The sequence below is a fragment of the Tropicimonas sp. IMCC34043 genome (genome assembly GCF_003390845.1).
Classification (GTDB): domain Bacteria; phylum Pseudomonadota; class Alphaproteobacteria; order Rhodobacterales; family Rhodobacteraceae; genus Tropicimonas.
Genome location: NZ_QMEK01000004.1, coordinates 322,243 through 345,947, shown reverse-complemented (window position 1 = coordinate 345,947; position 23,705 = coordinate 322,243). Strand labels below are relative to the sequence as shown.

Annotated in this window: 28 protein-coding genes; 17 read left to right on the top strand and 11 right to left on the bottom strand. The window is 65.4% G+C overall.

Annotation, left to right across the window (positions count from 1 at the left end; genetic code table 11):
* The coding region (locus tag DQG17_RS16330) for a GTP-binding protein (protein WP_232829429.1) at positions 1–127 on the bottom strand (127 nt) is incomplete at its 3' end.
* 152 nt (positions 128–279) lie between these two features.
* On the bottom strand, positions 280–852 hold the full coding sequence (locus DQG17_RS16325; RefSeq protein ID WP_116133912.1) for a hypothetical protein: 573 nt from the start codon (positions 850–852) through the stop codon (positions 280–282).
* 135 nt (positions 853–987) lie between these two features.
* On the opposite strand from DQG17_RS16325, the gene DQG17_RS16320 reads away from it, so the two are divergent.
* Positions 988–1,752: a pyridoxine 5'-phosphate synthase gene (locus DQG17_RS16320; RefSeq protein WP_116133911.1), complete on the top strand. Its 765-nt coding sequence runs from the start codon at positions 988–990 to the stop codon at positions 1,750–1,752.
* 37 nt (positions 1,753–1,789) lie between these two features.
* On the opposite strand, the gene DQG17_RS16315 is transcribed toward DQG17_RS16320, so the two are convergent.
* Entirely contained in the window at positions 1,790–2,698 is a 909-nt protein-coding gene (locus DQG17_RS16315) for a LysR substrate-binding domain-containing protein (RefSeq protein WP_116133910.1), read from the bottom strand.
* Between the two features lie 72 nt (positions 2,699–2,770).
* On the opposite strand from DQG17_RS16315, the gene DQG17_RS16310 reads away from it, so the two are divergent.
* The 4 genes from DQG17_RS16310 to rnc all read left to right on the top strand — a co-directional run bounded on the left by DQG17_RS16310 (position 2,771) and on the right by rnc (position 4,932).
* Positions 2,771–2,953, top strand: coding sequence for a hypothetical protein (locus DQG17_RS16310; RefSeq protein WP_157973638.1), 183 nt, complete (start codon positions 2,771–2,773; stop codon positions 2,951–2,953).
* Positions 2,954–2,984: 31 nt separating this feature from the next.
* Entirely contained in the window at positions 2,985–3,398 is a 414-nt protein-coding gene (acpS, locus tag DQG17_RS16305; RefSeq protein ID WP_116133908.1) for a holo-ACP synthase, read from the top strand.
* A gap of 65 nt (positions 3,399–3,463) precedes the next feature.
* On the top strand, positions 3,464–4,252 hold the full coding sequence (lepB, locus tag DQG17_RS16300) for a signal peptidase I (protein ID WP_116133907.1): 789 nt from the start codon (positions 3,464–3,466) through the stop codon (positions 4,250–4,252).
* Complete coding sequence (gene rnc / locus DQG17_RS16295) at positions 4,249–4,932, top strand: ribonuclease III (protein WP_116133906.1); 684 nt, start codon at positions 4,249–4,251, stop codon at positions 4,930–4,932. Before lepB ends, rnc begins: the two co-directional genes overlap by 4 nt.
* 139 nt (positions 4,933–5,071) lie before the next feature.
* Here rnc and DQG17_RS16290 read toward each other — a convergent pair whose 3' ends face one another.
* Positions 5,072–5,383 (bottom strand): antibiotic biosynthesis monooxygenase, encoded by a 312-nt coding sequence (locus DQG17_RS16290; RefSeq protein ID WP_116133905.1) that lies wholly within the window; start codon positions 5,381–5,383, stop codon positions 5,072–5,074.
* A 92-nt stretch (positions 5,384–5,475) separates the two neighbouring features.
* Here DQG17_RS16290 and pth point away from each other — a divergent pair, with 92 nt between their 5' ends.
* The gene (pth, locus tag DQG17_RS16285) at positions 5,476–6,165 is read left to right on the top strand and encodes an aminoacyl-tRNA hydrolase (protein WP_116133904.1); all 690 of its coding nucleotides are present in this window, start codon (positions 5,476–5,478) and stop codon (positions 6,163–6,165) included.
* A gap of 102 nt (positions 6,166–6,267) precedes the next feature.
* Here the strand turns inward: pth and DQG17_RS16280 are convergent, their stop codons facing one another.
* Positions 6,268–7,296, bottom strand: a complete 1,029-nt coding sequence (locus tag DQG17_RS16280; RefSeq protein ID WP_116133903.1) for an extracellular solute-binding protein — start codon at positions 7,294–7,296, stop codon at positions 6,268–6,270.
* 106 nt (positions 7,297–7,402) lie between these two features.
* A complete protein-coding gene (locus DQG17_RS16275; RefSeq protein WP_116133945.1) occupies positions 7,403–7,864 on the bottom strand; it encodes an Lrp/AsnC family transcriptional regulator in 462 nt (153 codons plus the stop codon).
* 181 nt (positions 7,865–8,045) lie between these two features.
* On the opposite strand from DQG17_RS16275, the gene DQG17_RS16270 reads away from it, so the two are divergent.
* The 7 genes from DQG17_RS16270 to rpmE all read left to right on the top strand — a co-directional run bounded on the left by DQG17_RS16270 (position 8,046) and on the right by rpmE (position 13,162).
* A complete protein-coding gene (locus DQG17_RS16270; RefSeq protein WP_116133902.1) occupies positions 8,046–8,354 on the top strand; it encodes a DUF2849 domain-containing protein in 309 nt (102 codons plus the stop codon).
* Positions 8,355–8,435: 81 nt separating this feature from the next.
* Positions 8,436–10,100 carry a nitrite/sulfite reductase gene (locus DQG17_RS16265; RefSeq protein ID WP_116133901.1) on the top strand — a complete coding sequence of 555 codons (1,665 nt, stop codon included), beginning with the start codon at positions 8,436–8,438 and terminating at the stop codon, positions 10,098–10,100.
* Positions 10,090–10,833, top strand: coding sequence for a phosphoadenylyl-sulfate reductase (locus DQG17_RS16260; RefSeq protein WP_116133900.1), 744 nt, complete (start codon positions 10,090–10,092; stop codon positions 10,831–10,833). Before DQG17_RS16265 ends, DQG17_RS16260 begins: the two co-directional genes overlap by 11 nt.
* A 13-nt stretch (positions 10,834–10,846) precedes the next feature.
* A complete protein-coding gene (locus DQG17_RS16255; protein ID WP_116133899.1) occupies positions 10,847–11,269 on the top strand; it encodes a DUF934 domain-containing protein in 423 nt (140 codons plus the stop codon).
* 69 nt (positions 11,270–11,338) lie between these two features.
* Positions 11,339–12,190, top strand: a complete 852-nt coding sequence (locus tag DQG17_RS16250) for a ferredoxin--NADP reductase (protein ID WP_116133898.1) — start codon at positions 11,339–11,341, stop codon at positions 12,188–12,190.
* Positions 12,191–12,551: 361 nt separating this feature from the next.
* The gene (rplS, locus tag DQG17_RS16245; RefSeq protein WP_116133897.1) at positions 12,552–12,929 is read left to right on the top strand and encodes a 50S ribosomal protein L19; all 378 of its coding nucleotides are present in this window, start codon (positions 12,552–12,554) and stop codon (positions 12,927–12,929) included.
* 11 nt (positions 12,930–12,940) lie between these two features.
* The gene (gene rpmE, locus DQG17_RS16240) at positions 12,941–13,162 is read left to right on the top strand and encodes a 50S ribosomal protein L31 (protein ID WP_116133896.1); all 222 of its coding nucleotides are present in this window, start codon (positions 12,941–12,943) and stop codon (positions 13,160–13,162) included.
* A gap of 1,208 nt (positions 13,163–14,370) precedes the next feature.
* On the opposite strand, the gene DQG17_RS16235 is transcribed toward rpmE, so the two are convergent.
* Entirely contained in the window at positions 14,371–14,988 is a 618-nt protein-coding gene (locus DQG17_RS16235) for a glutathione S-transferase family protein (RefSeq protein ID WP_116133895.1), read from the bottom strand.
* A 323-nt stretch (positions 14,989–15,311) separates the two neighbouring features.
* Here DQG17_RS16235 and DQG17_RS16230 point away from each other — a divergent pair, with 323 nt between their 5' ends.
* Entirely contained in the window at positions 15,312–16,355 is a 1,044-nt protein-coding gene (locus tag DQG17_RS16230; RefSeq protein WP_116133894.1) for a M42 family metallopeptidase, read from the top strand.
* A gap of 12 nt (positions 16,356–16,367) precedes the next feature.
* Here DQG17_RS16230 and DQG17_RS16225 read toward each other — a convergent pair whose 3' ends face one another.
* The gene (locus DQG17_RS16225) at positions 16,368–16,727 is read right to left on the bottom strand and encodes a hypothetical protein (RefSeq protein ID WP_116133893.1); all 360 of its coding nucleotides are present in this window, start codon (positions 16,725–16,727) and stop codon (positions 16,368–16,370) included.
* 100 nt (positions 16,728–16,827) lie between these two features.
* The gene (locus DQG17_RS16220; RefSeq protein WP_116133892.1) at positions 16,828–17,784 is read right to left on the bottom strand and encodes a GNAT family N-acetyltransferase; all 957 of its coding nucleotides are present in this window, start codon (positions 17,782–17,784) and stop codon (positions 16,828–16,830) included.
* 45 nt (positions 17,785–17,829) lie between these two features.
* On the opposite strand from DQG17_RS16220, the gene DQG17_RS21720 reads away from it, so the two are divergent.
* A complete protein-coding gene (locus DQG17_RS21720; protein WP_157973637.1) occupies positions 17,830–17,979 on the top strand; it encodes a hypothetical protein in 150 nt (49 codons plus the stop codon).
* A 137-nt stretch (positions 17,980–18,116) separates the two neighbouring features.
* Positions 18,117–18,926, top strand: coding sequence for a division plane positioning ATPase MipZ (locus DQG17_RS16215; RefSeq protein ID WP_116133891.1), 810 nt, complete (start codon positions 18,117–18,119; stop codon positions 18,924–18,926).
* Between the two features lie 24 nt (positions 18,927–18,950).
* On the opposite strand, the gene DQG17_RS22100 is transcribed toward DQG17_RS16215, so the two are convergent.
* Both DQG17_RS22100 and DQG17_RS16205 read right to left on the bottom strand, forming a co-directional pair.
* The gene (locus tag DQG17_RS22100) at positions 18,951–19,835 is read right to left on the bottom strand and encodes a DUF533 domain-containing protein (RefSeq protein WP_304466275.1); all 885 of its coding nucleotides are present in this window, start codon (positions 19,833–19,835) and stop codon (positions 18,951–18,953) included.
* A gap of 86 nt (positions 19,836–19,921) precedes the next feature.
* Entirely contained in the window at positions 19,922–20,938 is a 1,017-nt protein-coding gene (locus tag DQG17_RS16205) for a LacI family transcriptional regulator (protein ID WP_116133890.1), read from the bottom strand.
* A gap of 319 nt (positions 20,939–21,257) precedes the next feature.
* Here DQG17_RS16205 and DQG17_RS16200 point away from each other — a divergent pair, with 319 nt between their 5' ends.
* On the top strand, positions 21,258–23,696 hold the full coding sequence (locus DQG17_RS16200; RefSeq protein ID WP_116133889.1) for a glycoside hydrolase family 2 protein: 2,439 nt from the start codon (positions 21,258–21,260) through the stop codon (positions 23,694–23,696).
* Positions 23,697–23,705 lie beyond the last annotated feature (9 nt).

The window sequence follows — 23,705 nt, the reverse complement described above, 5'->3', positions numbered from 1 at the left end:
CATAGGCCTTGAAGTCGCCGAAATACTTCGTGATCGCAGCCGTCAGCGTCGTCTTGCCGTGGTCAACGTGACCGATCGTACCGACGTTCACATGCGGCTTGTTACGTTCAAATTTTGCCTTTGCCATGTCCGTGGCGCCTCGTGATCTGGGGGGGCTCGCTACCGCCCGGTTGCACATCGGGCGCCACGTATTGCGAATGGGGGTGGAAATCAAGCGGCTTCGCCAAAACCCCGCATCCGCAGGGCGTTAAACCGCACAGAAATCCCGGATTTGCGGCCTCAGGAGTGGCTGGCAAACCACTCGGGATTTTCGCGCATCCAGACCTCGATCTGCTGGGCGGCGTTGGCGGCCATGTTGGCGACCTGCTCGTCGGCGCTCTTGGTCAGGCCGGTGCCGATCACGAAACCGGCCGAGGCGGATTCAAAGATCGTGAAACGGCGCGGCTCCTTGTTGAGCTTGCCCTGGGTCGGATCGGCCCCGAGCGACTTGGTGTTGTCCCAGATCGTGACATCCATCATCATCACCGACTTCGGCGCCACCAGCACCGGTATCCCCGGCACCGCCACCGAGTAGCCGAGCAAATTCACGGCAATATGATACAACTGGTTACCCGAATAGGGCCTGAAACGCTGCTCGATGGCCTGGGTCAGGGCGTCATCCCATTCCCGCTGGCTGACATCCTTCGAGGGATCGACCTTTTGCGCGTTCTTCGTCACCACGATCACATGGCCAAGCTTGAATTCGCCCAGCGGCTCGGGCTGGCCCATCGAAACCGTCGCCGTCTTGCTTGCACAGCCCGCGACAAGGGCTGCAGCGGACAAGACAAAAAGACGGCGGTTCGGTCGTATCATGGTCTGGCTCCGGTCATATTTCCCCACCTGCAATAGCCGCTGCCACATTTCGGCGCAATCGCGCCCGGCACCTCGCCCGGGCTTTCGCCTCATCGCGGGGCGGTCTATGTCTGGCTGGCAACAGGGGATGATGCGATGAGCCAGACCGACTTTGCCGGCCGTCTTCGGCTGGGCGTGAACATCGACCACGTGGCGACGCTGCGCAATGCCCGCGGCGGGGCGGTGCCCGACCCGCTGCGCGCAGCCCGGATGGCCGAGGCCGCCGGCGCCGACGGCATCACCGCGCATCTGCGCGAAGATCGCCGCCACATCCGCGACAGCGACATTGCAGCCCTTTCGACCGGCAGTTCGCTGCCCTTGAACCTCGAGATGGCGGCAACCCCCGAGATGCAGTCCATCGCGCTGCACTACCGCCCCCACGCGGTCTGCCTGGTGCCCGAACGGCGCGAGGAACGCACGACCGAAGGCGGGCTCGAGGTCGAAGGCGACACCGTCCACCTGAGCGATTTCATCGCGCCGCTGCGGGCGGCGGGAACCCGCGTGTCGCTGTTCATCGCCGCCGATCCGGCGCAGATCGAAGCCGCTGCCCGGGTCGGCGCCGCGGTGGTCGAACTGCATACGGGCGCCTATTGCGACTTTCATGTCGACGGCAGCCTTGCCGCCCGCGACGCCGAACTGGCCCGCCTGACGGCGGGCGCGGCGCAGGCACGGGCGCTCGGGCTCGAAGTTCATGCAGGCCACGGACTGACCTATGACAGCGTCGCCCCGATTGCGGCAATCCCCGAGATCGCCGAGCTGAATATCGGTCACTTCCTGATCGGCGAGGCCGTCTTCGTCGGGCTCGACGCCGCGATACGGCAGATGCGGGCGCTGATGGAAGATGCCCGCCCCGGCGTTTAGGGGTCCTGCCCCCGCATCGGGGGCCTTGCGCCCCGCCCTATCCGTCTGTCAGCCCGCTTTCGGCCAGTTCGGCCTTCAGCCACTGGCGAAACGCCCGCTGCGGCCCGCTGCGGATGCCCTCGGCGCCGGAGACCAGCCAATATCCGGTGCCGGCATCGCGCCGCCGGCCTGGAAACGGCTCGACCACATTGCCAAGCCTGAGTTGATCGTGGACCAGCGTCTCCCAGCCCAGGAACACGCCCGCCCCGGTCATCACGGTATCGAGGCATAACCCCGCGTCGGAGAATTCTGGCCCCGGCGCCAGGATATCCTCGCTCAGCCCCTCCGGGCCAAGCCAGACATCCCAGCCGATGGTCGCATTGGCGTCGCGCACCACCGGGATACCGGCCAGATCGCCCGGCACGTTCAGCCGCGCCCCAAGATCCGCGCCACAGACCGGGAACACCCGCTGCGGATACAGCCGTTCGGCCGTCACGCCGGGCCAGCCGCCGCGGCCGAGCCGGATGCAGAGGTCGATGTCCGAAAGGTCGGGGTTACGATGCTGCAGTTCGGCCTGCAGCCGCACCAGGATGCCCGGATTGCGCGCCGAAAACCGGCTGAGGCGATAAACGAGCCAGCGCGCGGCAAACAGCGGCGGGGTCGAGATCGTCAGCCGCGCCTCGGACCTTTCGAAGCCGCGCCCGACCGCCGCGGCGATGCGGGCAAACCCCGCAGACAGATGCCCCGCCACTTCGGCCCCGAGGGCGGTCGGAACCATGCCGGTCGGCACCCGTTCGAACAGCGGGGCGGCAAAGATCCGCTCGACCCGCAGCACCTGCTGGCTGACCGCGCCGGAACTGACCCCCAGTTCCGCCGCCGCCCGCGACAGCGACCCGCAACGCGCCACCGCCTCGACCGCCCGCAGCCCGGCCAGCGGCACGCGGTTCAGATCTGATCGCTCAGCCATATAGCTGTCCTATATACCTGTCACCAAAGCATCGCTGTCATCGCGCGTAGCACAAAGGATATGGTGAAATCCATGAAACACATTATTTCAGCCCTGCTACACCGCAAGCCCGCGATCTTCGCGTCACCGCTGCGGCCGGGTCCCGACCCGATCGATCACCCCGTACTGCGCCGCATGTCGCCGCGCGAGCTTGCCGATCTGCCGATGCCGCGTCCCGAACCGGCACAACGTCCCGGATGCTGCCGCGCCGGTTGACGCCGCAATACGGCTGGCGCACCACAGCGCCATGATTCTCGGCATCGGCACCGATCTGGCCAACATCGACCGCATCCAGGGCACGCTCGACCGTTTCGGCGAGCGTTTTCTGAACCGCGTCTTCACCGAAACCGAACGGCGCAAGGCCGAGTCCCGTGCCGACCGTGCCGGCACCTATGCCAAACGTTGGGCCGCCAAGGAGGCCTGTTCCAAGGCGCTTGGCACCGGCCTGCGCATGGGCATCTCGTGGAAGGACATGGCCGTCAGCAACCTCCGCACCGGCCAGCCGGTGATGCAGCTGACCGGCTGGGCTGCAGAGCGGCTGGCGACAATGACGCCGCCCGGCCACGCCGCCATCGTCCACGTTACATTGACCGACGATCATCCCTGGGCTCAGGCATTCGTGGTCATCGAGGCCCGGCCGCTTCCCGTCTCGGACGCTTGACACCCCGTCGCGCCGCCCCCAGAAAGCCGCAAGCCCCGCAGGGTCAGAGCAATCGGGAAGCAGGCATGGACAAAGCGAAGAACGACGAAAAGAACGGCGTCGTCGAAACGATCAAGACCGTCGTCTATGCGCTGCTGATCGCGGGCATTTTCCGCACGCTGTTCTTCCAGCCGTTCTGGATCCCCTCGGGATCGATGAAGGATACGCTGCTGATCGGCGACTTCCTGTTCGTCAACAAGATGGCCTATGGCTATTCGCGCTATTCCTGCCCGTTCTCGATCTGCCCGATCAACGGCCGGATCTTTGGCTCGGAACCCCAGCGCGGCGACGTCGTGGTGTTTCGCCACCCGGTCTCGAATGCCGACTTCATCAAGCGGCTGATCGGCCTCCCCGGTGACCGGATCCAGGTCAAGGACGGACTGCTCTATATCAATGACACGCCGGTCGAGGTCGTGCCCGATGGCACGTTCGAAGAGTTGATGGAGCCCCAGGGGCCCGAGGGCATGCTGCCGCGTTGCGCCAACTCACCGGTCGGCCAGGGTGGCATCTGCATCAAGGAAAAGTTCATCGAGACCCTGCCGAACGGCGTCAGCCACTCGATCCTCAATATCGGCGACGGGCGTCTTGACGATACGCCGATCTTCACCGTGCCCGAGGGGCATTTCTTCTTCATGGGCGACAATCGCGACAACTCGACCGACAGCCGGGTCAACCAGCTGGCCCATGGCGTCGGCATGGTGCCGTTCGAAAACCTGATCGGCCGCGCCGACCGGGTGATGTTCTCGGCCGGCGGACGCTCGCTGTTCTTCATCTGGGACTGGCGCCCGGATCGGTTCTTCAAAAAGATCCAATGAAGCTTTCGGGCGATTTACGCAGTTTCGAGGAAAGGTTGGGCCATCACTTTGCCCGGCCCGAACTGTTGCTGCGCGCCCTGACCCATCCCTCGATCGCCTCCGATACCCGGCCCTCGAACCAGCGGCTGGAGTTTCTGGGCGACCGGGTGCTGAACCTGATCATCGCCGAGGCCTTGTTCCGCGCCGACACCGACGCGGGCGAAGGCCAGCTTGCGCCGCGCTACAACGTGCTGGTCCGCAAGGAGACCTGCGCCGACGTCGCCCGTCAGATCGACCTTGGCGCGGTGCTGAAACTCGGCCGCTCCGAGATGATGTCGGGCGGGCGGCGCAAGGAAGCGCTGCTCGGCGATGCCATGGAGGCGGTTGTTGCCGCGATCTATCTCGACGCCGGGCTGGAGCCGGCACGAACCGTCGTGTTGAAGCTGTGGGGCGAGCGCGTTGCCGCGGCCGAGGAAAAGGCGCGCGACCCGAAGACGGCGCTGCAGGAATGGGCGCAGGCCCGCGGCATGAAACCCCCGGCCTATATCGAGACCGCCCGCAGCGGCCCCGACCACGCGCCGAATTTCACCATTGCCGCAAGGCTTGAAAACGGCGCCGAGGCGAGCGCCACGGCCGGATCGAAGCGTCAGGCCGAACAGGCCGCGGCGACAGCACTGCTGGCAGAACTCGAGCGATCCTGAGATCGCCGGGCGGGGCGGCGCCGGATCGGCCCTTGGCCCGCGTCAACGCGATCGGACCTAGGGCGCAAGCCTTGCCCCCCGCAGGCGCCGGTGTCACGCTCGCCCTGTGCCACGCTCGCCCTGTGCCTCGTGCAGCGCCTCACTCGATGCTTTGCACCGACTCGAAGACTTCCAGCTCCGGAGGCCCGAGGTAGATGTCGCGCGAACCGCCGGCGCCGGCATGGGCCTGACGGAAGGCCTCGGATTTGGTCCAGGCGAGGAAATCGGCCTCGCTCTGCCATGTCGTATGCGAGGCATAGAGCCGATAATCCTCGCGCTCCGGCCCCTTGAACAGGTGGAAGGCGATGAAGCCCGGCACCTCTGGCAATCTGGTTTCGCGGCCCTTCCAGATTGTCTCGAAGGTTTCCTCGCTGCCGATCCTGACCCGGAAACGGTTCATGGTGAGGTACATCTGTCGGTCCTTTGCAGGGTTGCGTCTGGCATCGCGCGGCAGTTCAGGGCAAGAGGAAGACAAGGTCAACACCCCTGGCACAGGAGCGACAGGTGCAACTCTTCGTCGGCCTCGGAAACCCCGGCGCGCAATATGCCGGCAACCGTCACAACGTAGGCTTCATGGCGCTCGACCGGATCGCCGGCGATCACGGCTTTGCCCCGTGGCGCGGCAAGTTCCAGGGCGCGCTGACCGAAGGCCGGCTTGGAACCGAAAAGGTGCTGCTGCTGAAGCCCGAGACCTTCATGAACCGCTCGGGCCAGTCGGTGGGCGAGGCAATGCGGTTCTTCAGGCTCGCGCCGGGAGACGTCACGGTGTTTCACGACGAGCTCGACCTTGCGCCCGGCAAGATGCGCGTCAAGCAGGGCGGCGGGCACGCGGGGCACAACGGTCTGCGTTCGATCCACGCCGCGATCGGGCCGGAGTATCGCAGGGTCAGGATCGGGATCGGACATCCCGGCCACAAGGATGCAGTGTCTGGCTATGTGCTGCACGATTTCGCCAAGGCCGATGCCGACTGGCTGGACGACATGCTGCGCGGGATCTCGGACGGCGCCCCAGCACTTGCGGCAGGCGATGCGGCGAAGTTCGCAACCGCGGTATCGCTGCGCACCAATCCGCCGCGATCCTCGACAAGCAAGCCCAAGCCCGCAGCCGCGCCCGACCCGAAACCGGAGACATCCGGCCCCGCGGAGGAAGCGCCGCGCAGCCCGCTGCAACGGCTGGCGGACCGCTTCCGCTGAGAGAACCGCGCCGGTGACGACCGGCGGACCGGGGGTTTGCACCCCCGGACCCCCGCAAGGTATTTGGGCCAAGAAGAAAGCCCGACTGCGGCAGGGCGAAGGCTATTTCCAGCCGACCTGATCGAAGATCACCTGGGCTGTGCCGAGGTTCTGCGCGACCACGGAAAGGTCGATGTCGTCGGGCTTGAAGGTCCCCAATTCGGCCACGGCGGCGGGCACGTCGATCCCCGGCACTGCCGGGTATTCGTCGTTGCCGCCGGCGAAGTATTCCTGTGCGCTGTCGCTGGCGAGGTATTCGAGGAACAGCACCGCATTGTCGCGATGCGGTGCAAAGGCCGCGACCCCCGCCCCCGACAGGTTCATGTGCGCGCCGTTGCCGGCCTGATCGGGAAAGACCCAGCCGATGCGGTCGAGCGCCTCGGTGACGCCCTCGACCTCGGAGTCAATGGCGCGGGCAAAGTAGTAGGTGTTCGACACCGCGATCGCGCATTCGCCCGATGCAAGCCCCTTCAACTGGTCGGTATCGCCGCCCTGCGGCGCGCGGGCCATGTTGTCGACAACGCCCTGCGCCCAGGCGCGCGCCGCGTCCTCGCCCACATGGGTGACGACGGCGGCCATCAGGGTCTGGTTGTAGGTGTTGGTCGAAGACCGGATGCAGATCATGCCCTTGTATTTCGGATCGGCCAGATCGGCATAGGTCTGCGGCGGTTCGGTGACCGTCGTCTTGTCGTAGAAGATGATCCGCGACCGTTGCGAGAAGCCGAACCACTCGTTGTCGGCATCCTGCAGGTAGCCCGGGATACGTTCTTCCAGCACTTCGGACTCGACCGGCTGCAGCACGCCCGCCTGTTTGGCGCGATAGAGCCGCGAGGTATCGACGGTGACCAGCACATCGGCCGGGCTGTTGCGGCCTTCGGCCTTCATCCGGGCGATCAGCTCGTCGGCCTGGCCCTCGATGCGATAGATCGTGATGCCGGTCGCATTCTCGAAATCGGAATAGAGCCGCTCGTCGGTATCGTAGTGGCGCGAGGAATAGATGTTCAGCACTTCCTCGGCAGCGGCCGGAACCGCCGCCCCGGCCATGAGCAGCGCGGTCAGCAGGGACCTCGACGGATTGATGCGTTTGGACATGGATGCCTCTCCTGTTCATTGGGGCTGTCGCGACGTTCCTAATGGATCGCTCGGAGGCGTCAAGTAATTCCTTAGTATTTTAATTGGGAACATCGCGGCGCCCCCGTCACAGCGGCAAGGCGGTCGTCGACTTGATCTCCTCCATCGACAGCAGGGCGGTCACGTTGTGGATTTTCACCTGCGAAATCAGCTCCTGATAGAAGCGGTCATAGGCCCGGGCATTGGCCACCCGAACCTTCAGGATATAGTCGATGTCGCCCGCCAGCCGGTGCGCCTCGAGCACCTCGGGCCGCGCACGCAGCACCTGAAGGAAGCGTTGCTGCCAGTCGGTCTCGTGCTCGCTGGTGCGGATCAGCACGAAGAAACAGGCCTCGAGCCCCAGCGCCTCGGCGTCGAGCAGAACCGTGCTTTGCCGGATCACCCCGGCCTCGCGCAGCTTGCGAATCCGGTTCCAGACCGGCGTCTTCGACGAGCCGACATTGCGGGCGATCTCGTCGAGCGAGCGGCTTGAATCCTCCTGCAGCTCGGCAAGGATTTTCCTGTCTGTGGCGTCGATCCGGACGGTCATTCCATTTTTCCTCTCGAAGGCGAACATTCCTCCATCGCGGCGATTCAGAAAGAACATACGTCCTTAATTCTGTCACCACCTAGCACGGATACAGGAAAATATTCTATATTGCAGTGCAGAAACTGCAAGCTTCCAACCCTACATTGCCCAACCCTACACTGCCATGTCGAGGACCCGCCCGATGCCCCGCCCGTTCACGCCAAAAGTCGTCACCGCCAATGCCCTGCTTGAAGGCGACGTCGTCTATCTGACCGAGGACAACCGCTGGAGCCGTCGTCTTGGCGAGGCCGAGTTGCTGGAGGACGAGGCGCATGCCGACCTGCGCCTGATCGAGGCGTCCCGGCTGCAGGGCAAGATTGTCGGTGCCTATCTTGCCGACGCCCGCCGCGGCCCGGACGGCCCCGAGCCTGTGCACTTCCGCGAGACCTTCCGCAGCCGCGGACCGTCGAACTATCCCCACGGCAAGCAGGTCGATCTGCCGCACAGATGACACAATAGTTTCACTTTTCCAGAACAACACTTTCCGGTTATCCAAAAGAAAGGTGCCCGGACACCCGCCCCGGAGACTGACATGTACCGCTATGACGACTTCGACTCCGCCTTTCTCGCCGCGCGCAACGCCCAGTTCCGCGCCCAGGTGACCCGTCGCATCGACGGTTCACTGACCGAGGACGAGTTCAAGCCGCTGCGGCTGATGAACGGTCTCTATCTGCAACTCCACGCCTACATGCTGCGCGTCGCGATCCCCTACGGTTCGATCGACGGGGTCAAGATGCGCAAGCTCGCCGAGATCGCCGAGCGCTGGGACAAGGGCTATGGCCATTTCACCACGCGCCAGAACATCCAGTTCAACTGGCCGAAGCTGCAGGACGTTCCCGACATCCTCGACGCGCTGGCCGAGGTCGGGATGCATGCGATCCAGACATCGGGCAACACGATCCGCAACGTGACATCGGACCATTTCGCCGGCGCCGCCGCCGACGAGATTGCCGACCCCCGCCCCTATGCCGAACTGATCCGGCAATGGTCGACCGACCACCCGGAGTTCCAGTTCCTGCCGCGCAAGTTCAAGGTCGCCGTCACCGGCAGCCCGAACGACCGCGCCGTGACCCGCGCCCATGACATCGGGCTGCGGATGATCGAACGGGACGGTCAGCCCGGCTTCGAGGTGATCGTTGGCGGCGGTCTTGGCCGCACGCCCTTGATCGGCAAGGTGATCCGCGACTTCCTGCCCGAGGCCGAGCTGTTGCCGTACCTCGAGGCGGTGCTGCACGTCTATAACCGCTGGGGACGACGGGACAACAAGTACAAGGCGCGGATCAAGGTCACCGTCCACGAGGCCGGGCTCGACACCATCCGTGCCGAGGTCGAAGAGACGTTCAGGCGCACAAGGATCGAATGGCCGAACGGCCATGCCGCGGCGCTCGAGCAGATCCGCGAACGGTTCCGCACGCCCGATTTCGTGGCCGGCGGCGCCGAGGCGTTCGAGGTTGCAAAGGCCGACCCGGTGTTCCGGGCCTGGGCCGATACCAACCTTGCCGAACATCGCCACCCGGATTACGCCATCGTCACCGTCTCGCTGAAGGCGCACGGCGCGACGCCGGGCGATGCGACGGCCGATCAGATGCGGGTTCTGGCCGATCTGGCCGAGCGCTATGGCCATGACGAGCTGCGCATCAGCCACCAGCAGAACGTGATCCTGCCCCATGTCCGCAAGGCGGATCTGGCAATCGTTCACGCCATGCTGCTGAAGGCGGGGCTTGGCACGGCCAATGTCGGGCTTGCCTCGGACATCATCGCCTGCCCGGGGATGGATTATTGCGCGCTGGCCACGGCGCGCTCGATCCCGGTCGCGACCGAACTGGCCAAGCGGATCGACGCGCTGCGGATCGAACACGAAGTCGGGCCGGTGCAGATCAAGATTTCGGGCTGCATCAACGCCTGCGGCCACCACCATGTCGGCCATATCGGCATCCTCGGGCTCGACCGCGCGGGCGTCGAGAACTATCAGATCACGCTCGGGGGCGACGCCACCGAGACCGCCGCGATCGGCGAACGCGCCGGGCCGGGCTTTGCCTATGACGAGATCGTGCCGGCGATCGAACGCCTGCTGCTGGCCTATCTCGAGGAGCGCGAGGGCCCGACCGAAACCTTCCTGCAAACCTATGCCCGTGTCGGACTGGCCCCGTTCAAGGCCGCCCTCTACGGACCGGAGAAGCAACGCGATGCCGCTTGATGCCACCCTCATTCCGGCCGACCGGGCCGATATCATCGCCGCCGACCTGCAGGGCCTTCAGGGCGCCGAACGGCTTGGCGCGGCGCTGAAACATCCGCTGATCGGCAAGGTCGCGCTGGTCTCGTCCTTCGGGGCCGACTCGGTCGTGCTGCTCCACCAGTTGGCGCAGGTCGCGCCCGCGACGCCGGTTCTGTTCATCGACACCCAGATGCTGTTCCCCGAAACGCTGGATTACCAGCGCGACGTGGCCGAGGCCCTTGGCCTGACCGCTGTCCGGGTGATCCGGGCGCGGGCCATGCACCTGGCGCAGGAGGATCCGGCCAACACCCTGCACCTGCGCGACACCGACGCCTGCTGCGACCTGCGCAAGACCCGGCCGCTGGAGCGCGCGCTGTCGGGCTTTGACAGCTGGGTCACCGGCCGCAAGCGGTTCCAGGGCGGGCTGCGCACCGAACTGCCGCTGGTCGAGGAAGCCGGCCGCCGGCTGAAGCTGAACCCGATTGCCGATTGGACCAGCACCGACATCACCGACTACATCCGCTCCCACGGCCTGCCGCCGCACCCGTTGGTGGCAAAGGGCTATCCCTCGATCGGCTGCGGCCCCTGCACCTCGCCTGTCGCCGAAGGCGAGGACGTCCGCGCCGGCCGCTGGCGCGGGCAGGAGAAAGAGGAATGCGGGATCCATTTCGTCGATGGCAAGGCCGTGCGCGGCCCCGCTGCCAGCGCTGCCTGAAGGAGCCAAAGCCATGACAGCCCCCGAGACCATCATCGTGACCGATGCAGGCTTTGGCCCCGACACTTTCGCGGGCCGCTTTGCCGGTGCCGAAGACTTCGCTGCGACCGGAGCCGCCGCGCTCGACCTGCCATCGGACACCGACCCTGCCGTGGTTGCCGATCTCGCGCGGACCGTGGAGCTTGTCCGCATCGATTTCCCCGGTTTTGCCGACGGCCGCGGATTTTCCATCGCGCGGGCGCTGCGGCGGGCGGGATATACCGGCCGGCTGCGTGCCCGCGGCCATGTTCTGGCCGACCAATATGCCATGGCGCGGCGGTCCGGATTCGACGAGGTCGAGATCGACGCGGCGCTTGCCGCGCGCCAGCCCGAGGATCAGTGGCGCACCCGCGCCGACTGGCAGGCCCACGACTATCGGTCGCGGCTGGCAGGCTGATCGCCCCTTTCACGCGTTTTCCATCTGGAATAGACGAACAGGACGGGGCCACGGCCTCGATACGAGATCATGACCGAGCAAAGACCCGTGACCGACGCCCAACCGATCAAGGCCGTTCCGACGCTGCCTGACGCCCAGACCGTTACTTTCGTCCAGCACTGGACCGACCGGCTGTTCAGCTTTCGCTGCACCCGCCCGCTGACACTGCGCTTTCGGTCCGGCGAATTCGTGATGATCGGGCTGATGGGGGATGTCGATCCGAAGACCGGCAAGCAAAAGCCGATCCTGCGCGCCTATTCCATCGCCTCGCCGTCCTGGGACGAAGAGCTTGAGTTCTACTCGATCAAGGTGCCCGACGGGCCGCTGACCTCGCGGTTGCAGAACATCAGGGTCGGCGATCAGATTATCCTGCGTCCGAAACCCGTCGGAACGCTGGTGCATGACGCGATCCTGCCCGGCAAACGGCTGTGGTTCTTCGCCACCGGCACCGGCTTTGCCCCCTTCGCCTCGCTGCTGCGCGAACCGCAGACCTATGAAGATTACGACGAGGTCATCATCACCCACACCTGCCGCGAGGTTGGCGAGCTTGCCTATGGCGCGGCGCTGATCGACGATATCCGGCAAGACGAGATGCTGGCCGAACTGATGGGCGAAGGCTTTCACGAAAAGCTGCGCTATTATCCGACGACGACGCGGGAACAGAGCCCCAAGATGGGCCGCATCACCGACCTGATGCGCTCGGGCGACGTGTTCCGCGACCTGGGGGTCGAGCCGATACACCCCGACAACGACCGCGCCATGGTCTGCGGCAACCTCGCCTTCAACCTCGAGATCAAGGATCTGCTCGAAGGCTACGGTCTGCACGAGGGGGCGAATTCCGATCCGCGGGAATATGTGGTCGAGAAAGCCTTCGTCGACTGACCCCGGGGCCAGCGTCGCGGCGCCGGTGCTTGCCCGAGCGGGCCAACAAATCCTTGCCTCGCGCGCCCTGGCACCGTATAGCGCGCCTGATCCGGATCGGGCCGAGCCATCGGCCGGGACGGAGCGATTCGCAGCGACGGTCGGAGAGGTTTGCAGTCGGGGTTCTTCCCCCACACTGTGCCGCTCCGGAAGGACCGGAGCGCGGATTGGCCCTCGAGGCACCAAAAGCAATGGCGACCTGATCTCTGGCGGGCTCGCGGGCGGCAATTGACCGCCCCGGGGACCCGGATGAAGACCGAGAGCTCTGAGGACGCACGAGACCTTTGCGGGCAAACCGCAAGCAGCAAGAGGAGCGCATCAGATGGATCTGATCGCAGAACTGGCGGCGGAGCAGATCGCCGCCCTCGGGAAGCAGATTCCCGATTTCAAGGCCGGCGACACGATTCGCGTCGGCTACAAGGTGACCGAAGGCACGCGCTCGCGGGTCCAGAACTATGAGGGCGTCTGCATCAGCCGCCGCAACGGCGCCGGCATCGACGCCTCGTTCACGGTCCGCAAGATTTCCTTTGGCGAAGGCGTCGAGCGTATCTTCCCGCTGCATTCGACCAATATCGAGAGCATCGACGTGGTGCGCCGCGGCAAGGTCCGCCGCGCCAAGCTGTATTACCTGCGCGCGCGCCGTGGCAAGTCGGCCCGGATCGCTGAAAATAGCGGCTACAAGCCGAAATCGGAACAGTGAGGAGCGGCGCGATGAAAAAGGACCTGCATCCCGACTATCACCTCATCGACGTCAAGATGACCGATGGGACCGTGATCCAGATGAAATCGACCTGGGGCAAGGAAGGCGAAATGTTGTCGCTCGACATCGACCCCAGCTCGCACCCTGCCTGGACCGGCGGCTCTCAGCGGCTGATGGATGCCGGCGGGCGTGTGTCGAAGTTCAAGAAGAAATACGAGGGTCTGGGATTCTGAACCCCGGCCACTGGACAGTGCAGAACGCCGCCCTTCGGGGCGGCGTTTTTCGTTCCGGCAGGCGGTTCTGGCGGATGGGTGGACAGGGGGCTGTCTGCCCCCGCGCGGCCCGCGCCGGGCCGCTCCCCCGAGGATTATGCGTGAGTGATTGTCTGTGCTTTTCGCTCTGGGAAGGTAGAGGCCGCCAGTTTCCGGGACGGCCAACCCGGGAACCGGTGACGGGCGCGCCTCCCCGAGGAATGACCCAACGCGCGGTCGCAGAATATCTTGCCACCCGTCACATTTGTCAGGCCATCCGAACGGCGGAAGTGAGGTGCCATTCGGTGTGATCGATCGAATGGCAGGTTTCAGGTCAATCGCCGCCAAGCTAAGGTCCGCGGATGAATATCTGCATAGTCACGGACATCCACGACCAACCGACACAAAAGGATTGCATCCTCAGCAGGTTGCAAGCCGTATCAAGTGTAAGCCGACTGTCCTTGAACGACCTGTGCAACAGGCCGGACCTTACCGGAGAGGCGTTGCACAATCATCTTTTTCTTGGTGACGGTATGGAGAAAGTCGTGCGCGCCCTCAAAGAGAGTGTGAGTGACTGCAGTGTTGGGCTTGGTTACAGCGCGGGCGGCACGGCGATTTGGCGAGCTGCCGCCGCAGGCGTTTCTTTCTCGTCGATATTTTGCGTTTCATCCACGCGCTTGCGAGAGGAAAGGCCAATTTCCACGCGAAATCATGTGTTTTTCGGGTCAGACGACTTCGGGAAGCCGTCCAGAGAGTGGCTTTCCACTATACCGGACAAGTTCACATTGTTCGATAATGTCGGGCATACTTACTACCTTGACCCTGGTTCTGAGGCAGCCAACGCAACCTATAATTCAATTGTGGCGTGCATGCGCTCCTAACGGCCGAAATGCTTCCGGCGCCACGATCTCTTGGTCCTTTCGTTCCGCCGATCATCAGGTGCTCCAGAGCTGACTTTCGAATGCCACACAGCATCTGTCGCAATGGGCTCGGCCGCGGCATTCGCCGCGCGGGTCACGAATGGCCGCTGTCGGGCACCCCCCCTTGCCAGAACCTATGCGTCAAAAACGGTCGAAATAGCCGGTCACAGAGACGCTTGAGCTCTGGCCGCTGAGCGCGCCCCAGCGGACCTTCACCGACGAGGCGGTCACTGTCAGCTGTGCAGGACTTTTCTGCCGTTCGGCCTTTTTTCAGGTTAGCCCCGTCATGACAGCCTTGCGATAGGCCGGGCGTTCAGAGAGGCGACCATACCATGCCTCAAGCGCAGGATGCTCTGGCCGTTCGATTGACATGCTGAACCAGGCATAGGCGATGCAGCCCAAGGGAATGTCGCCGAACCCGAACTCAGCGCCTGAAAGCCATTCGCTTTCTGAAAGGGTATCATCAGCAATGCTCATGAGAGTGGCGCACTGCGCAAGACCCCGTTCTACGGCCACATCATCACGCTGTTCCGGCGTAGAGCGCACCAGATTCCAGAACAGATCGCGGAAAGGCACTGCGAAAGAAAGCGATGCCCAGTCCATCCATTTGTCGGCCACCGCCCAGATGCGCGGGTCCGAAGGTGCAAACGGGGTCGTCCCATATTGTCTTGCAAGATATCTGACGATGGCGTTCGATTCCCAAAGCACCAGATCCCCGTCCTTGAGAGACGGCACCAAGCCGTTTGGGTTGAGCGCGCGAAACTCCTGAGAATTTACGACACCGAACGCACCTCCAGCAGGGATATGTTCGTACTTCAGTCCAAGTTCTTCGGCACACCACAGTACCTTGCGGACATTGGTGGAATTGTTGCGGCCCCAGATTTTCACACTTCGTCTCCTGTCAGATCACGCCTAGAATACCGACTGTCAAATCAGGAGAAAAGGGCTCGGACCCGCCGTTCGCCGCGCCTGGCATGAACGGCAGTTCCGTGAAATCCGCAAGGGCATCGAGCCTTCCGATATTTGGTGTCTCCACGCTCGAAGCCCTTGCTAACCTCCGGCTGGGACGTTGGCCGACGCCACACGGTAGATTTTTTCGAACGGAAGAAGTCGGTTTCGCGTGTAGGAGACGGCGACGGTTGGCGGTTGCGGAAGATGCGCGCGGCGCACTAGGGTCGCACCGGAATGGATCGACCGAGGCGGTAACACCAATGAACATCGAGCTTCTGAAGCGGCTTTGCGAAACCCCGGGCGTGCCCGGTCACGAGACGCGGGTGCGCGACCTGATCCTGTCCGAGACCACCGGGCTGTTCGATCATGTCGAAGTCGATCCGATGGGTTCGCTGATCTGTCGCCGCGATGCCCGCGGCGGACTCGAGGCGCCGGTGAAGGTCATGCTGCTGTGCCATATGGACGAGATCGGCTTTCTGGTCAGCCACATCTCGAAGGAAGGGTTTCTCTATCTGCTGCCCGTCGGTGGCTTCGATCCGCGCAACCTCTTTGCACGCCGGGTGCTGGTCTGTACCGAGGGTGGCGACATCAAGGGGGTGATGAACCCGGGCGGGCGGCCGGTGCACATCGCGTCGGCCGAGGATCGCAAGAAGATCCCCGAGGTGCACGAGTTCTTCGTCGACACCGGGCTGGGCGAGGCGGCGGCCGAGCGGGTCAAGGTCGGCGACATGGTGGTGCTCGACGAGCCGTTCCTCGAGATGGGCGAGAAGCTGGTCTCGAAGGCGCTCGACAACCGGGTGGCGTGCTGGCTCGGGATCGAGGCGATCCGGGGCCTTGGCGAGGCCGACCATCCGGCCGAGATCCACGTCGCCTTCACCACCCAGGAGGAGGTCGGCCTGCGCGGGGCGCGGACTGCGGCGTTCCGGGTCCAGCCCGACATCGGGCTTGGCATCGACACGACGCTTGCCTGCGACACGCCGGGCGTACCCGACCAGGATCGCACGACCGAACAGGGCAAGGGGTTCGGCCTGCATGTGCGTGACAGCTCGTTCATTGCCGACACCGGGCTGGTGGCCGAGATCGACGCGCTGGCGACGGCGCGGGGGATCCCGTTCCAGCGCACCATGCTGCGCGCCGGTGGCCAGGACGGGGCGGCCGCGCAGCAGGCCGCGGCCGGTGCCCGCGCCGTGGGGATCGTGGTCGGCACGCGCTATATCCACACGGTGACCGAGATGGTCGACCGCCGGGATCTGGCCGCTGCGCGGGACATCCTGATCGCCTATCTGTCGGGCGGGCTCGCCTGAGGGCGGCCCGGTTCAGGTCAGCGCGACGAGGATGATCGTCAGCACCACGCCCTGCGCGATGCGGAAGCCCTCGGTCGAGGGGGTAGGCGAGGTCAGGGCGTCGACCTCGAGATGCAGGCCGGTGGCGATGGCGGCCGGAAACAGGACCGGCAGCGCCAGCCCGATGTAGGGCAGGCCGAAAACCGCGCCGGCGAGCAGGGTGGCAATGCTCAGCACCACGCCCGGCACCAGAACTCCCATCAGCGCGATGAAAAGGCCGACGTGCTCGTGCCGGTCACGCCGGCCGACCGCACGGATCCAGATCACGGCCAGCACGATGGCATAGCAGGTCGCGAACATCGACAGCGTGGAAGCAACGAGCAGCGGAGACATGGCGGGATCCGACGGCGGGAGGCGTCGCTCGAGGATTGCGCGACAGGGCGCCGCTTGCAAGCGCGCCGGGGATCGAAGCGACTGGCCTCCCGGGCTGTTGTCACGCCGCCTTCGGGCGCATGGGCCTTGCGGCAAAGATCCTGCTGCCCGGGGCGGACAGGCGTGTGGCGCCGAGGACCAGCGGCTGTGCGCCGGTGCCGAGCTTGAACCGGGCAAGTCCCGGCGCGGCTTCGGTATCGATCAGGTCGAGGTCCAGCATCTGCACGCCGCCTTCGCGCAGGCGCAGCATGGCCTGCCACATCAGCAGGGCGTGGGCGCCAAGCGCGCGCCCCGCGGGACCCGACCAGCCGATGTGATAACTCGCCCCGGCGCCATGCAGCAGGAACAGCATCGCTGCCACGATCCGCCCTGCCCGTTCGGCGGTGAAGATCCGGGTGCCATGCTGGCCATCGGCGCGGCTCCAGGCCAGGGTGAAGTCCGCGGGCAGCCGGCGGTATCCGCGCGCTTTGGCCTGCGCGGCCTCGGCGGCAAGCAGCCAGTCGTCGCGCGCGGGCGAGAATGGCCGGTCCCGGACAGAGAGGCCCGCCGCCTCGGCCCGCACCAGACGGTTGCGCCACTTGCCCCGCAGGCCCGCCCGCAGTGCCAGAGGATCGGGCGTTAGATCGAGCCGTGCCAGCGAGCAGGGCGTCATTGTGGCAAGCCAGCCGCTGTCCGCCAGCGGATCGGCCGCCTCGATGGGATCGGGCGTGACCAGAACGCATCGGAACTGCCGGCGCAGCTGGACCAGCAACCGCAAAAGCCCCGCGCGCCGCAGTTCCGCCGGGGTGTCGGGTGCCCAGAGCGGCCCGCGCGACAGCAGCGCCGTCGCCCCGAGCAGCGGCCAGCGACGGATCAGGACCTGCGCCGCCCCCTGCCCGCCGGCGCCATCCAGGCGGTACCAAAGGACGCCGGTCCCGAGGGCGGCGCAGGCCGCACCATAGGACGCGTGCTGTTGCATGGGGGCCACGGCCGCCTCGGGCGCCATCAGGGTCGCGGTTTCGGTCCAGAGATCTTCCATGGCCGCATTAACCGGCCTGAAATCTAAGGCGGCGTTAATGACGCCATGCCCAAGCAGGATCGCCCCGTCCACGGTGTCACCGCCCCGCCCGTCCGCCCGACGTTTCGCGGGGCGCTGTGGCTGGCCAGCCTTCTGGCGGCGCCGGTTTTCGTCGCGCTCGGCCTAGGCGAACTGGTCTGGCGCGCCCTGTTCTGACCGCTCGATCACAGACGCGGCATTTCCGCCCTTTCCCTCGCGCCCAACGCGAACTACCACCGCAGGTGCAAACCGCCCGCCGGCGTCCCACCCCACGCGCCCCGGGGAGGCCCGGCGCCAAGCACCCAGGAGTGGCGATGGCGCATATAATCATCGTCGGAAACGAGAAGGGCGGCTCGGGAAAATCGACCACCTCGATGCATGTGGCCACGGCGCTGGTGCGTATGGGGTTTCGCGTCAGCACGCTCGACCTCGACCTGCGCCAGCGCAGTCTCGGCCGCTATATCGAGAACCGCGCCGCCTTCCGCCGGCGCGCCGGGCTTGAGCTTGCGATGCCGGCGCACGGCGAATTGCCCGAGCTTGCGCCCGAGGACATCCCCGAAGGCCAGAACCCGCAGGAATATCGCCTGTCGCTGGCCGTGCAGGCCGCCCAGGCAGACTCGGATTTCGTCCTGATCGATTGCCCGGGCTCGCACACAAGGCTGAGCCAGATGGCTCATTCGCTGGCCGATACGCTGATCACGCCGCTGAACGACAGTTTCGTCGACTTCGATCTGCTCGCACGGCTCGACCCCGAGACCGGGAAGATCCTGGGACCGTCGGTTTATTCCGAGATGGTCTGGGCTGCGCGCCAGGCGCGGGCGCACGCCGGGTTGCCGCCGATTGACTGGATCGTGACCCGCAATCGGGTCGGATCCCAGCAGATGCGCAACAAGAAGAAGGTCGGGGACGCGCTGGTGCGGCTGAGCAAGCGGATCGGGTTTCGCGTTGCGCCGGGATTCAGCGAACGCGTGATCTTTCGCGAATTGTTCCCGCAGGGGCTGACGTTGCTCGACCTGCGCGACGCCGGTATCGAAAAGCTGAGCCTGTCCAATGTCGCCGCAAGGCAGGAGCTGCGCGATCTTATCACATCGCTTGCCCTGCCCGGGGTGGCGGCACGGTTCTGAGCGCCCCGCCCGCCTAGCCCCGGTTCAGCGATAGATATGCGCGATCCCGAGACGGTCGTGGATCGCATTGACCGCGGGCGGGTCGAGCCGCAGCGCCTTGGCCAGATCGTTCAGATAGCGCGCCTCGCTCTGGTCATCGAGCACGATCGCCATGGCCGAGACCATATAGACCTGCTGTTCGGCGCCGCGGGGCACGTCGCGGGCCAGGGCCGCGGCATCGATCGGGCGCTTCATCTCGGCCTCGACAAAGGCCATCTCCTCGGGGCTGGCATCGCCCAGCTGGTCGAGCAGATAGCGTTTTTCACCCTCGTCGATCCGCCCGTCGGCCTTGGCCGCCTGGATCATGGCGCGCAACAGCAGACCGGCCTGTTCCTCCTCGGCACGCGTCGGGGTGCGGTCGGGCTCGCCATAGCGCTGCAATGACTGGTTGAGCAGCTCGCCAAGGCCCCCGGCGCCCGCCGCAGCCCCGGCAACAGCCCCCGTGCCTGCCCCGACCGGACGTGACATGCGGCTGAGTTCGTCGAGCATGCCGCCCATGCCGCCGCCGCGCGCACCGCCCGCAGCGGCGCCACCGCCAAGGATCTGGCCCAGCATGTCCTGCAACCCGCCGCCCTGCGGGCCGCCAGCGCCGCCGCCCATCATCTGGCCCAGCATGTCCTGCAGACCGCCGCCACCCCTGGCGCCGGCACCACCGCCCATCATCTGCCCAAGCATGTCCTGCAGACTGCCGCCCTGCGTGCCACCGCCACCGCCCATCATCTGGCCCAGCATGTCCTGCAAACCGCCGCCGGCCGAGGCCTGGCCTGCCCGGGCAGATCCGCTGCGGCTGCCGCCGCTGACCATACCCTTGACACTGTTGGCAACAACCACACCGACGGCGACCTTCGCCAAGGTCTTCACGAGGCTCATCTTGGGTCCCCCCCCCAAATATCCTGTCCTGCCGCCAAGGTTAGGGGGCCGGTTTTGATCGGGCAAGGATGTTGAACGGCGTCGGATCAGTGTCGGTCGCGGCTATCCACGTGGCGCAAGTGATAGCGTTCCAGCCGTTGCAGCGGCGGCGCGTCGGGGGTTTCGATCGCGCGGATGACCGCTTTGGCCAGAAATTCGCCTGCCAAGCCCACGTTTTCCACGACCGTCAGGATGGCTGGTCGAAAGATGCTGAGAAACGGCAAGGATTCCCGCCCAAACAGGTCGAAGTCGTCACCAACCTTGCGCCCCATCAGTTCGACGACGGCGACCGCGGCGATTGCGGCGCCCGAGGATGGGGTGACGATTGCATCGACCGGCGACCCCATCTCTAGCCGCAGGCGCAGCGAGGCACGGATCTGGGACTGGGGCGAACCGCTCGAAGCTCCCTCAAGGACGTCGATTTCGGCGTCGGTGCCCGCAATGGCCCGGCGCAGCCCTTCGACCATGTGCCGCGAATACGCCTGCCCGGGCGGCGGTGCGATGGCCAGAATGTGCCGCCGTCCGCGGTCCAGCAAGGCATTCCCCGCAATCTCGCCGAACGAAATGTTGTCGAAGTCGAAATAAGCGTGGCTGTCGCTTGCGAGGGTCCGCCCGTAGGTGACGAAGGGAAAATTCATCTCCTGCATGTAGTGGACCCGGGGATCCTTGTCCTCGATATGCTGGATGACAATGGCATCGGCCAGTCGCGTTTCGACCACGTAACGCACCTTCTCGAGCGGATCCGCACCAACGGCATAGGGTTTGACGAGCAGGTGATAGCCGGTGCCCTCTATGTTCTCGGCAAGTGCGGTCACAAGCTGGCCGGTATGCTCGTTGATGTTCTGGTCTGTCCCCAGAACCATCGCGATGGTCTTCGTCATGCCGGTGCGGAGCCGCACGCCCTCGCGGTTCGGAACATAGCCGATTTCGCGGGCGGTCTCCTGAATCCGTTGTCGGGTCCGTTTGGCGATATCGGGCGCATCCTGCAGCGCCCGCGACACTGTGGGCACGGCATAGCCGGTGAGTTCCGAAATCGTTTTCAGGGTCGGGCGTTTGGTTTTCATAGCGTATCCATCCGAATCCTGGCTGAATCAGTCCCTGCTTTCTCCTGATCGGGCACGTCAGGGCAGCACGCGACATGGACGATCTGTCCTTGCTGGACTAGACTTCGAGACCGTCCAGCCATCCGCCGCGTTAGATGAATGTAAGTTACCCAGCGTTAACTTACAACGTTTTCAGCGACGGGGACGCAGGTTTTACATCGCGACGCCGGCAAGGCACGGCCGCCCTGGTCGACGGCCCGGAGGGTTCAAGAGGCGTCGCGCACGCCGCCACGGCAAGGCACCCGATGGGCCGCCAGCCCTGGGGAGAACGGAGAGCGACATGCAGACATCGCACCACAGCGGGGCGCTGGATCTTTCAGGGGTGTGGCGACTGACCGACGGCGACGGCGCCCTGGGGCTCGAAATCGCCCTGCCGGGCGACGTGATCACCGCGTTGCAGGCAGCCGGGCGCATTCCGGACCCCTATTGGGGCCGCAACGAATTCGATCTGCGCTGGATCGCCGAACGGGACTGGACGCTGACGCGCGAAGTGGCGCTCGATCGCACCGATCTGGTGCTTGTGCTCGATGAAATCGACACGGTCGCGACGATACGGGTGAACGGGATTGCCGTGCTCGATTGCGCCAATGCGCACCGGCGCTGGCGCGTCGACATATCTGGCGCGGCCCGGGTCGGGACGAACCTGATCGAGATCACGCTGAAATCCGCCATTGCCGCGGCCGCGGCAGCGCAACAGGCGCAGCCCTTCTTCGTGCCCTGGCACAGGGACAATTCGCCGATCCCGAACGGCAACATGCTGCGAAAGCCGCAATGCGACTTTGGCTGGGACTGGAACATCGCGCTGGCGCCAATGGGGATCTATGGCGCAATGCGGCTGGAACCGGTGATGGCGCAGCGCATCGGCCGGCTGGCGATAACGCAGGACCACGGGGCCGAGGGCGTGACCGTGACCGTCGCGGCCCATCTGGAGGGACTGGCGCGCACGCCGCGGGCGTTTGTCCGATTCGAATTCTGCGACGAACATCAGACGGTGATCGTTCCCGACGGTGTCACCGACCCCGTTGTCACGGCTGTTTTCCGCATCGCGGAGCCGGCGCTCTGGTGGCCCGCGGGTTTGGGCGAGCAGCCGCTGTGCGATCTGAGCGTCGCGACGGGCCAGCAGGTCGAACGCCGCCGGATCGGGCTGCGGCAGATCGAACTGGTGTCAGAACCCGACGAGATCGGCCGAAGCTTTCTTGTCCGGGTCAACGGCCGGCCGGTGTTCTGCCGCGGTGCGAACTGGATCCCCGCCGATGCGCTGGCCGGGCGAATTACCCGTGAGGGCGTGCGCGAGCTTCTGCAATCGGCGGCGGATGCCAACATGAACATGATCCGGATCTGGGGCGGCGGGCGCTATGAACCGGACTGGCTGCACGACATCTGCGACGAACTGGGGCTGCTGGTCTGGCAGGATTTCATGTTCGCCTGCAACCTCTACCCCTCGACGCCCGAGTTTCTGGCCGAGGTTGCGGCCGAGGTGCAGGACGTCGTCGCACGGCTGCATCACCATGCCTCGACAGCCCTCTGGTGCGGCGACAACGAACTGATCGGGATGCTGTCCTGGTTTCCCGAAAGCCGGCGGGATCGCGACCGATATCTGGTCAGCTACGACCGGCTGAACCGCGGGATCGAAGCGGCGCTCATGGCCACCGATCCCGGTGCGAACTGGTGGCCGTCTTCCCCCAGCCCGGGGCCGCTGAGCTTTGGCGACGCCTGGCACGACGACAGCGCCGGCGACATGCATTTCTGGTCGGTCTGGCACGAGGGGCAGGATTTCGACCATTATCGCGACGTGGCCCCGCGCTTCTGCTCCGAATTCGGCTTTCAGTCCTACCCTTCGATGGCGGCGATCCGGCGCTTCGCCGCGCCCGAGGATTTCAACATCTCGGCCCCGGTATTCGAAAGCCACCAGAAGAACCGGGGCGGCAACGCGCGGATCGCCGAGACCATGTTCCGCTATTTCCGCTTTCCGACCGGGTTCGAAGATTTCGTCTATCTCAGTCAGGTCCAGCAGGGGTTGGCCATTCGCACCGCGGTCGGCCACTGGCGCGGGTTGAAACCGCGCTGCATGGGCACGCTTTACTGGCAGCTCAACGATACCTGGCCAGTCTGTTCGTGGTCCTCGCTCGACCATGGCGGCGGCTGGAAGATCCTGCATCACATGGCGCGGCATTTCTATGCCCCGGTCACGGTAAACGCCGTGCCGGTCGAGGGTGGTATCGCGCTGCGGGCGGTGAACGACACGGCTCTTCCGGTGACCCTGCGCATCTCGGCTTCGGCGCTGTCGATGGACGGCAGCAAAAGGGCGCTGGACGAGGTCGAGGTTACGGTCCCGACCGATGCGGCGATCGAGGCGCTGCGCACCTGCGTACTCGCGCCAGGGGAGATGCTGGTCTATCGCTGGACCGGCCCGGCAGGCGTCGCCGGAACCGATCATTTCGCGCCCGGACCTTACAAATCCTATGATCTGCGCGACCCGCAGATCGCGATGCAGGTCCGCGACATCGGCGATGGCTGGAAGATCAGCCTCGGCTGCAGCGCGCCCGCCTTCTTCGTCGCGCTCGAGGCGGACATCCCGGGAAGGTTTTCGGACGCGGGCTTCCTGCTGCTGCCGGGCGACCCGGTCGACATCACCTTCACCCCGGCCGAACCCGGCGCCCGGCCGAACCTGACCCTGCGCCATCTCTACGGGGCGACCTGCATCGCCCCGGCCAGGTGATCGCGCGCC

Excerpts from the sequence above, each read along its gene's own strand:
- rnc (WP_116133906.1), top strand. The coding sequence starts at position 4,249 with ATGAAGCTTTCGGGCGATTTACGCAGTTTCGAGGAAAGGTTGGGCCAT.
- DQG17_RS16275 (WP_116133945.1), bottom strand. The coding sequence starts at position 7,864 with ATGACCGTCCGGATCGACGCCACAGACAGGAAAATCCTTGCCGAGCTG.
- DQG17_RS16200 (WP_116133889.1), top strand. The coding sequence starts at position 21,258 with ATGCAGACATCGCACCACAGCGGGGCGCTGGATCTTTCAGGGGTGTGG.
- DQG17_RS21720 (WP_157973637.1), top strand. The coding sequence starts at position 17,830 with ATGCCCAAGCAGGATCGCCCCGTCCACGGTGTCACCGCCCCGCCCGTC.
- DQG17_RS16270 (WP_116133902.1), top strand. The coding sequence starts at position 8,046 with ATGCCCCGCCCGTTCACGCCAAAAGTCGTCACCGCCAATGCCCTGCTT.
- lepB (WP_116133907.1), top strand. The coding sequence starts at position 3,464 with ATGGACAAAGCGAAGAACGACGAAAAGAACGGCGTCGTCGAAACGATC.
- DQG17_RS16290 (WP_116133905.1), bottom strand. The coding sequence starts at position 5,383 with ATGTACCTCACCATGAACCGTTTCCGGGTCAGGATCGGCAGCGAGGAA.
- DQG17_RS16265 (WP_116133901.1), top strand. The coding sequence starts at position 8,436 with ATGTACCGCTATGACGACTTCGACTCCGCCTTTCTCGCCGCGCGCAAC.
- DQG17_RS16250 (WP_116133898.1), top strand. The coding sequence starts at position 11,339 with ATGACCGAGCAAAGACCCGTGACCGACGCCCAACCGATCAAGGCCGTT.
- DQG17_RS16215 (WP_116133891.1), top strand. The coding sequence starts at position 18,117 with ATGGCGCATATAATCATCGTCGGAAACGAGAAGGGCGGCTCGGGAAAA.
- DQG17_RS16310 (WP_157973638.1), top strand. The coding sequence starts at position 2,771 with ATGAAACACATTATTTCAGCCCTGCTACACCGCAAGCCCGCGATCTTC.
- rpmE (WP_116133896.1), top strand. The coding sequence starts at position 12,941 with ATGAAAAAGGACCTGCATCCCGACTATCACCTCATCGACGTCAAGATG.
- rplS (WP_116133897.1), top strand. The coding sequence starts at position 12,552 with ATGGATCTGATCGCAGAACTGGCGGCGGAGCAGATCGCCGCCCTCGGG.
- DQG17_RS16220 (WP_116133892.1), bottom strand. The coding sequence starts at position 17,784 with ATGGAAGATCTCTGGACCGAAACCGCGACCCTGATGGCGCCCGAGGCG.
- DQG17_RS16205 (WP_116133890.1), bottom strand. The coding sequence starts at position 20,938 with ATGAAAACCAAACGCCCGACCCTGAAAACGATTTCGGAACTCACCGGC.
- DQG17_RS16320 (WP_116133911.1), top strand. The coding sequence starts at position 988 with ATGAGCCAGACCGACTTTGCCGGCCGTCTTCGGCTGGGCGTGAACATC.
- DQG17_RS16280 (WP_116133903.1), bottom strand. The coding sequence starts at position 7,296 with ATGTCCAAACGCATCAATCCGTCGAGGTCCCTGCTGACCGCGCTGCTC.
- DQG17_RS16325 (WP_116133912.1), bottom strand. The coding sequence starts at position 852 with ATGATACGACCGAACCGCCGTCTTTTTGTCTTGTCCGCTGCAGCCCTT.
- DQG17_RS16315 (WP_116133910.1), bottom strand. The coding sequence starts at position 2,698 with ATGGCTGAGCGATCAGATCTGAACCGCGTGCCGCTGGCCGGGCTGCGG.
- acpS (WP_116133908.1), top strand. The coding sequence starts at position 2,985 with ATGATTCTCGGCATCGGCACCGATCTGGCCAACATCGACCGCATCCAG.
- DQG17_RS16225 (WP_116133893.1), bottom strand. The coding sequence starts at position 16,727 with ATGTCTCCGCTGCTCGTTGCTTCCACGCTGTCGATGTTCGCGACCTGC.
- DQG17_RS16260 (WP_116133900.1), top strand. The coding sequence starts at position 10,090 with ATGCCGCTTGATGCCACCCTCATTCCGGCCGACCGGGCCGATATCATC.
- DQG17_RS22100 (WP_304466275.1), bottom strand. The coding sequence starts at position 19,835 with ATGAGCCTCGTGAAGACCTTGGCGAAGGTCGCCGTCGGTGTGGTTGTT.
- DQG17_RS16255 (WP_116133899.1), top strand. The coding sequence starts at position 10,847 with ATGACAGCCCCCGAGACCATCATCGTGACCGATGCAGGCTTTGGCCCC.
- DQG17_RS16230 (WP_116133894.1), top strand. The coding sequence starts at position 15,312 with ATGAACATCGAGCTTCTGAAGCGGCTTTGCGAAACCCCGGGCGTGCCC.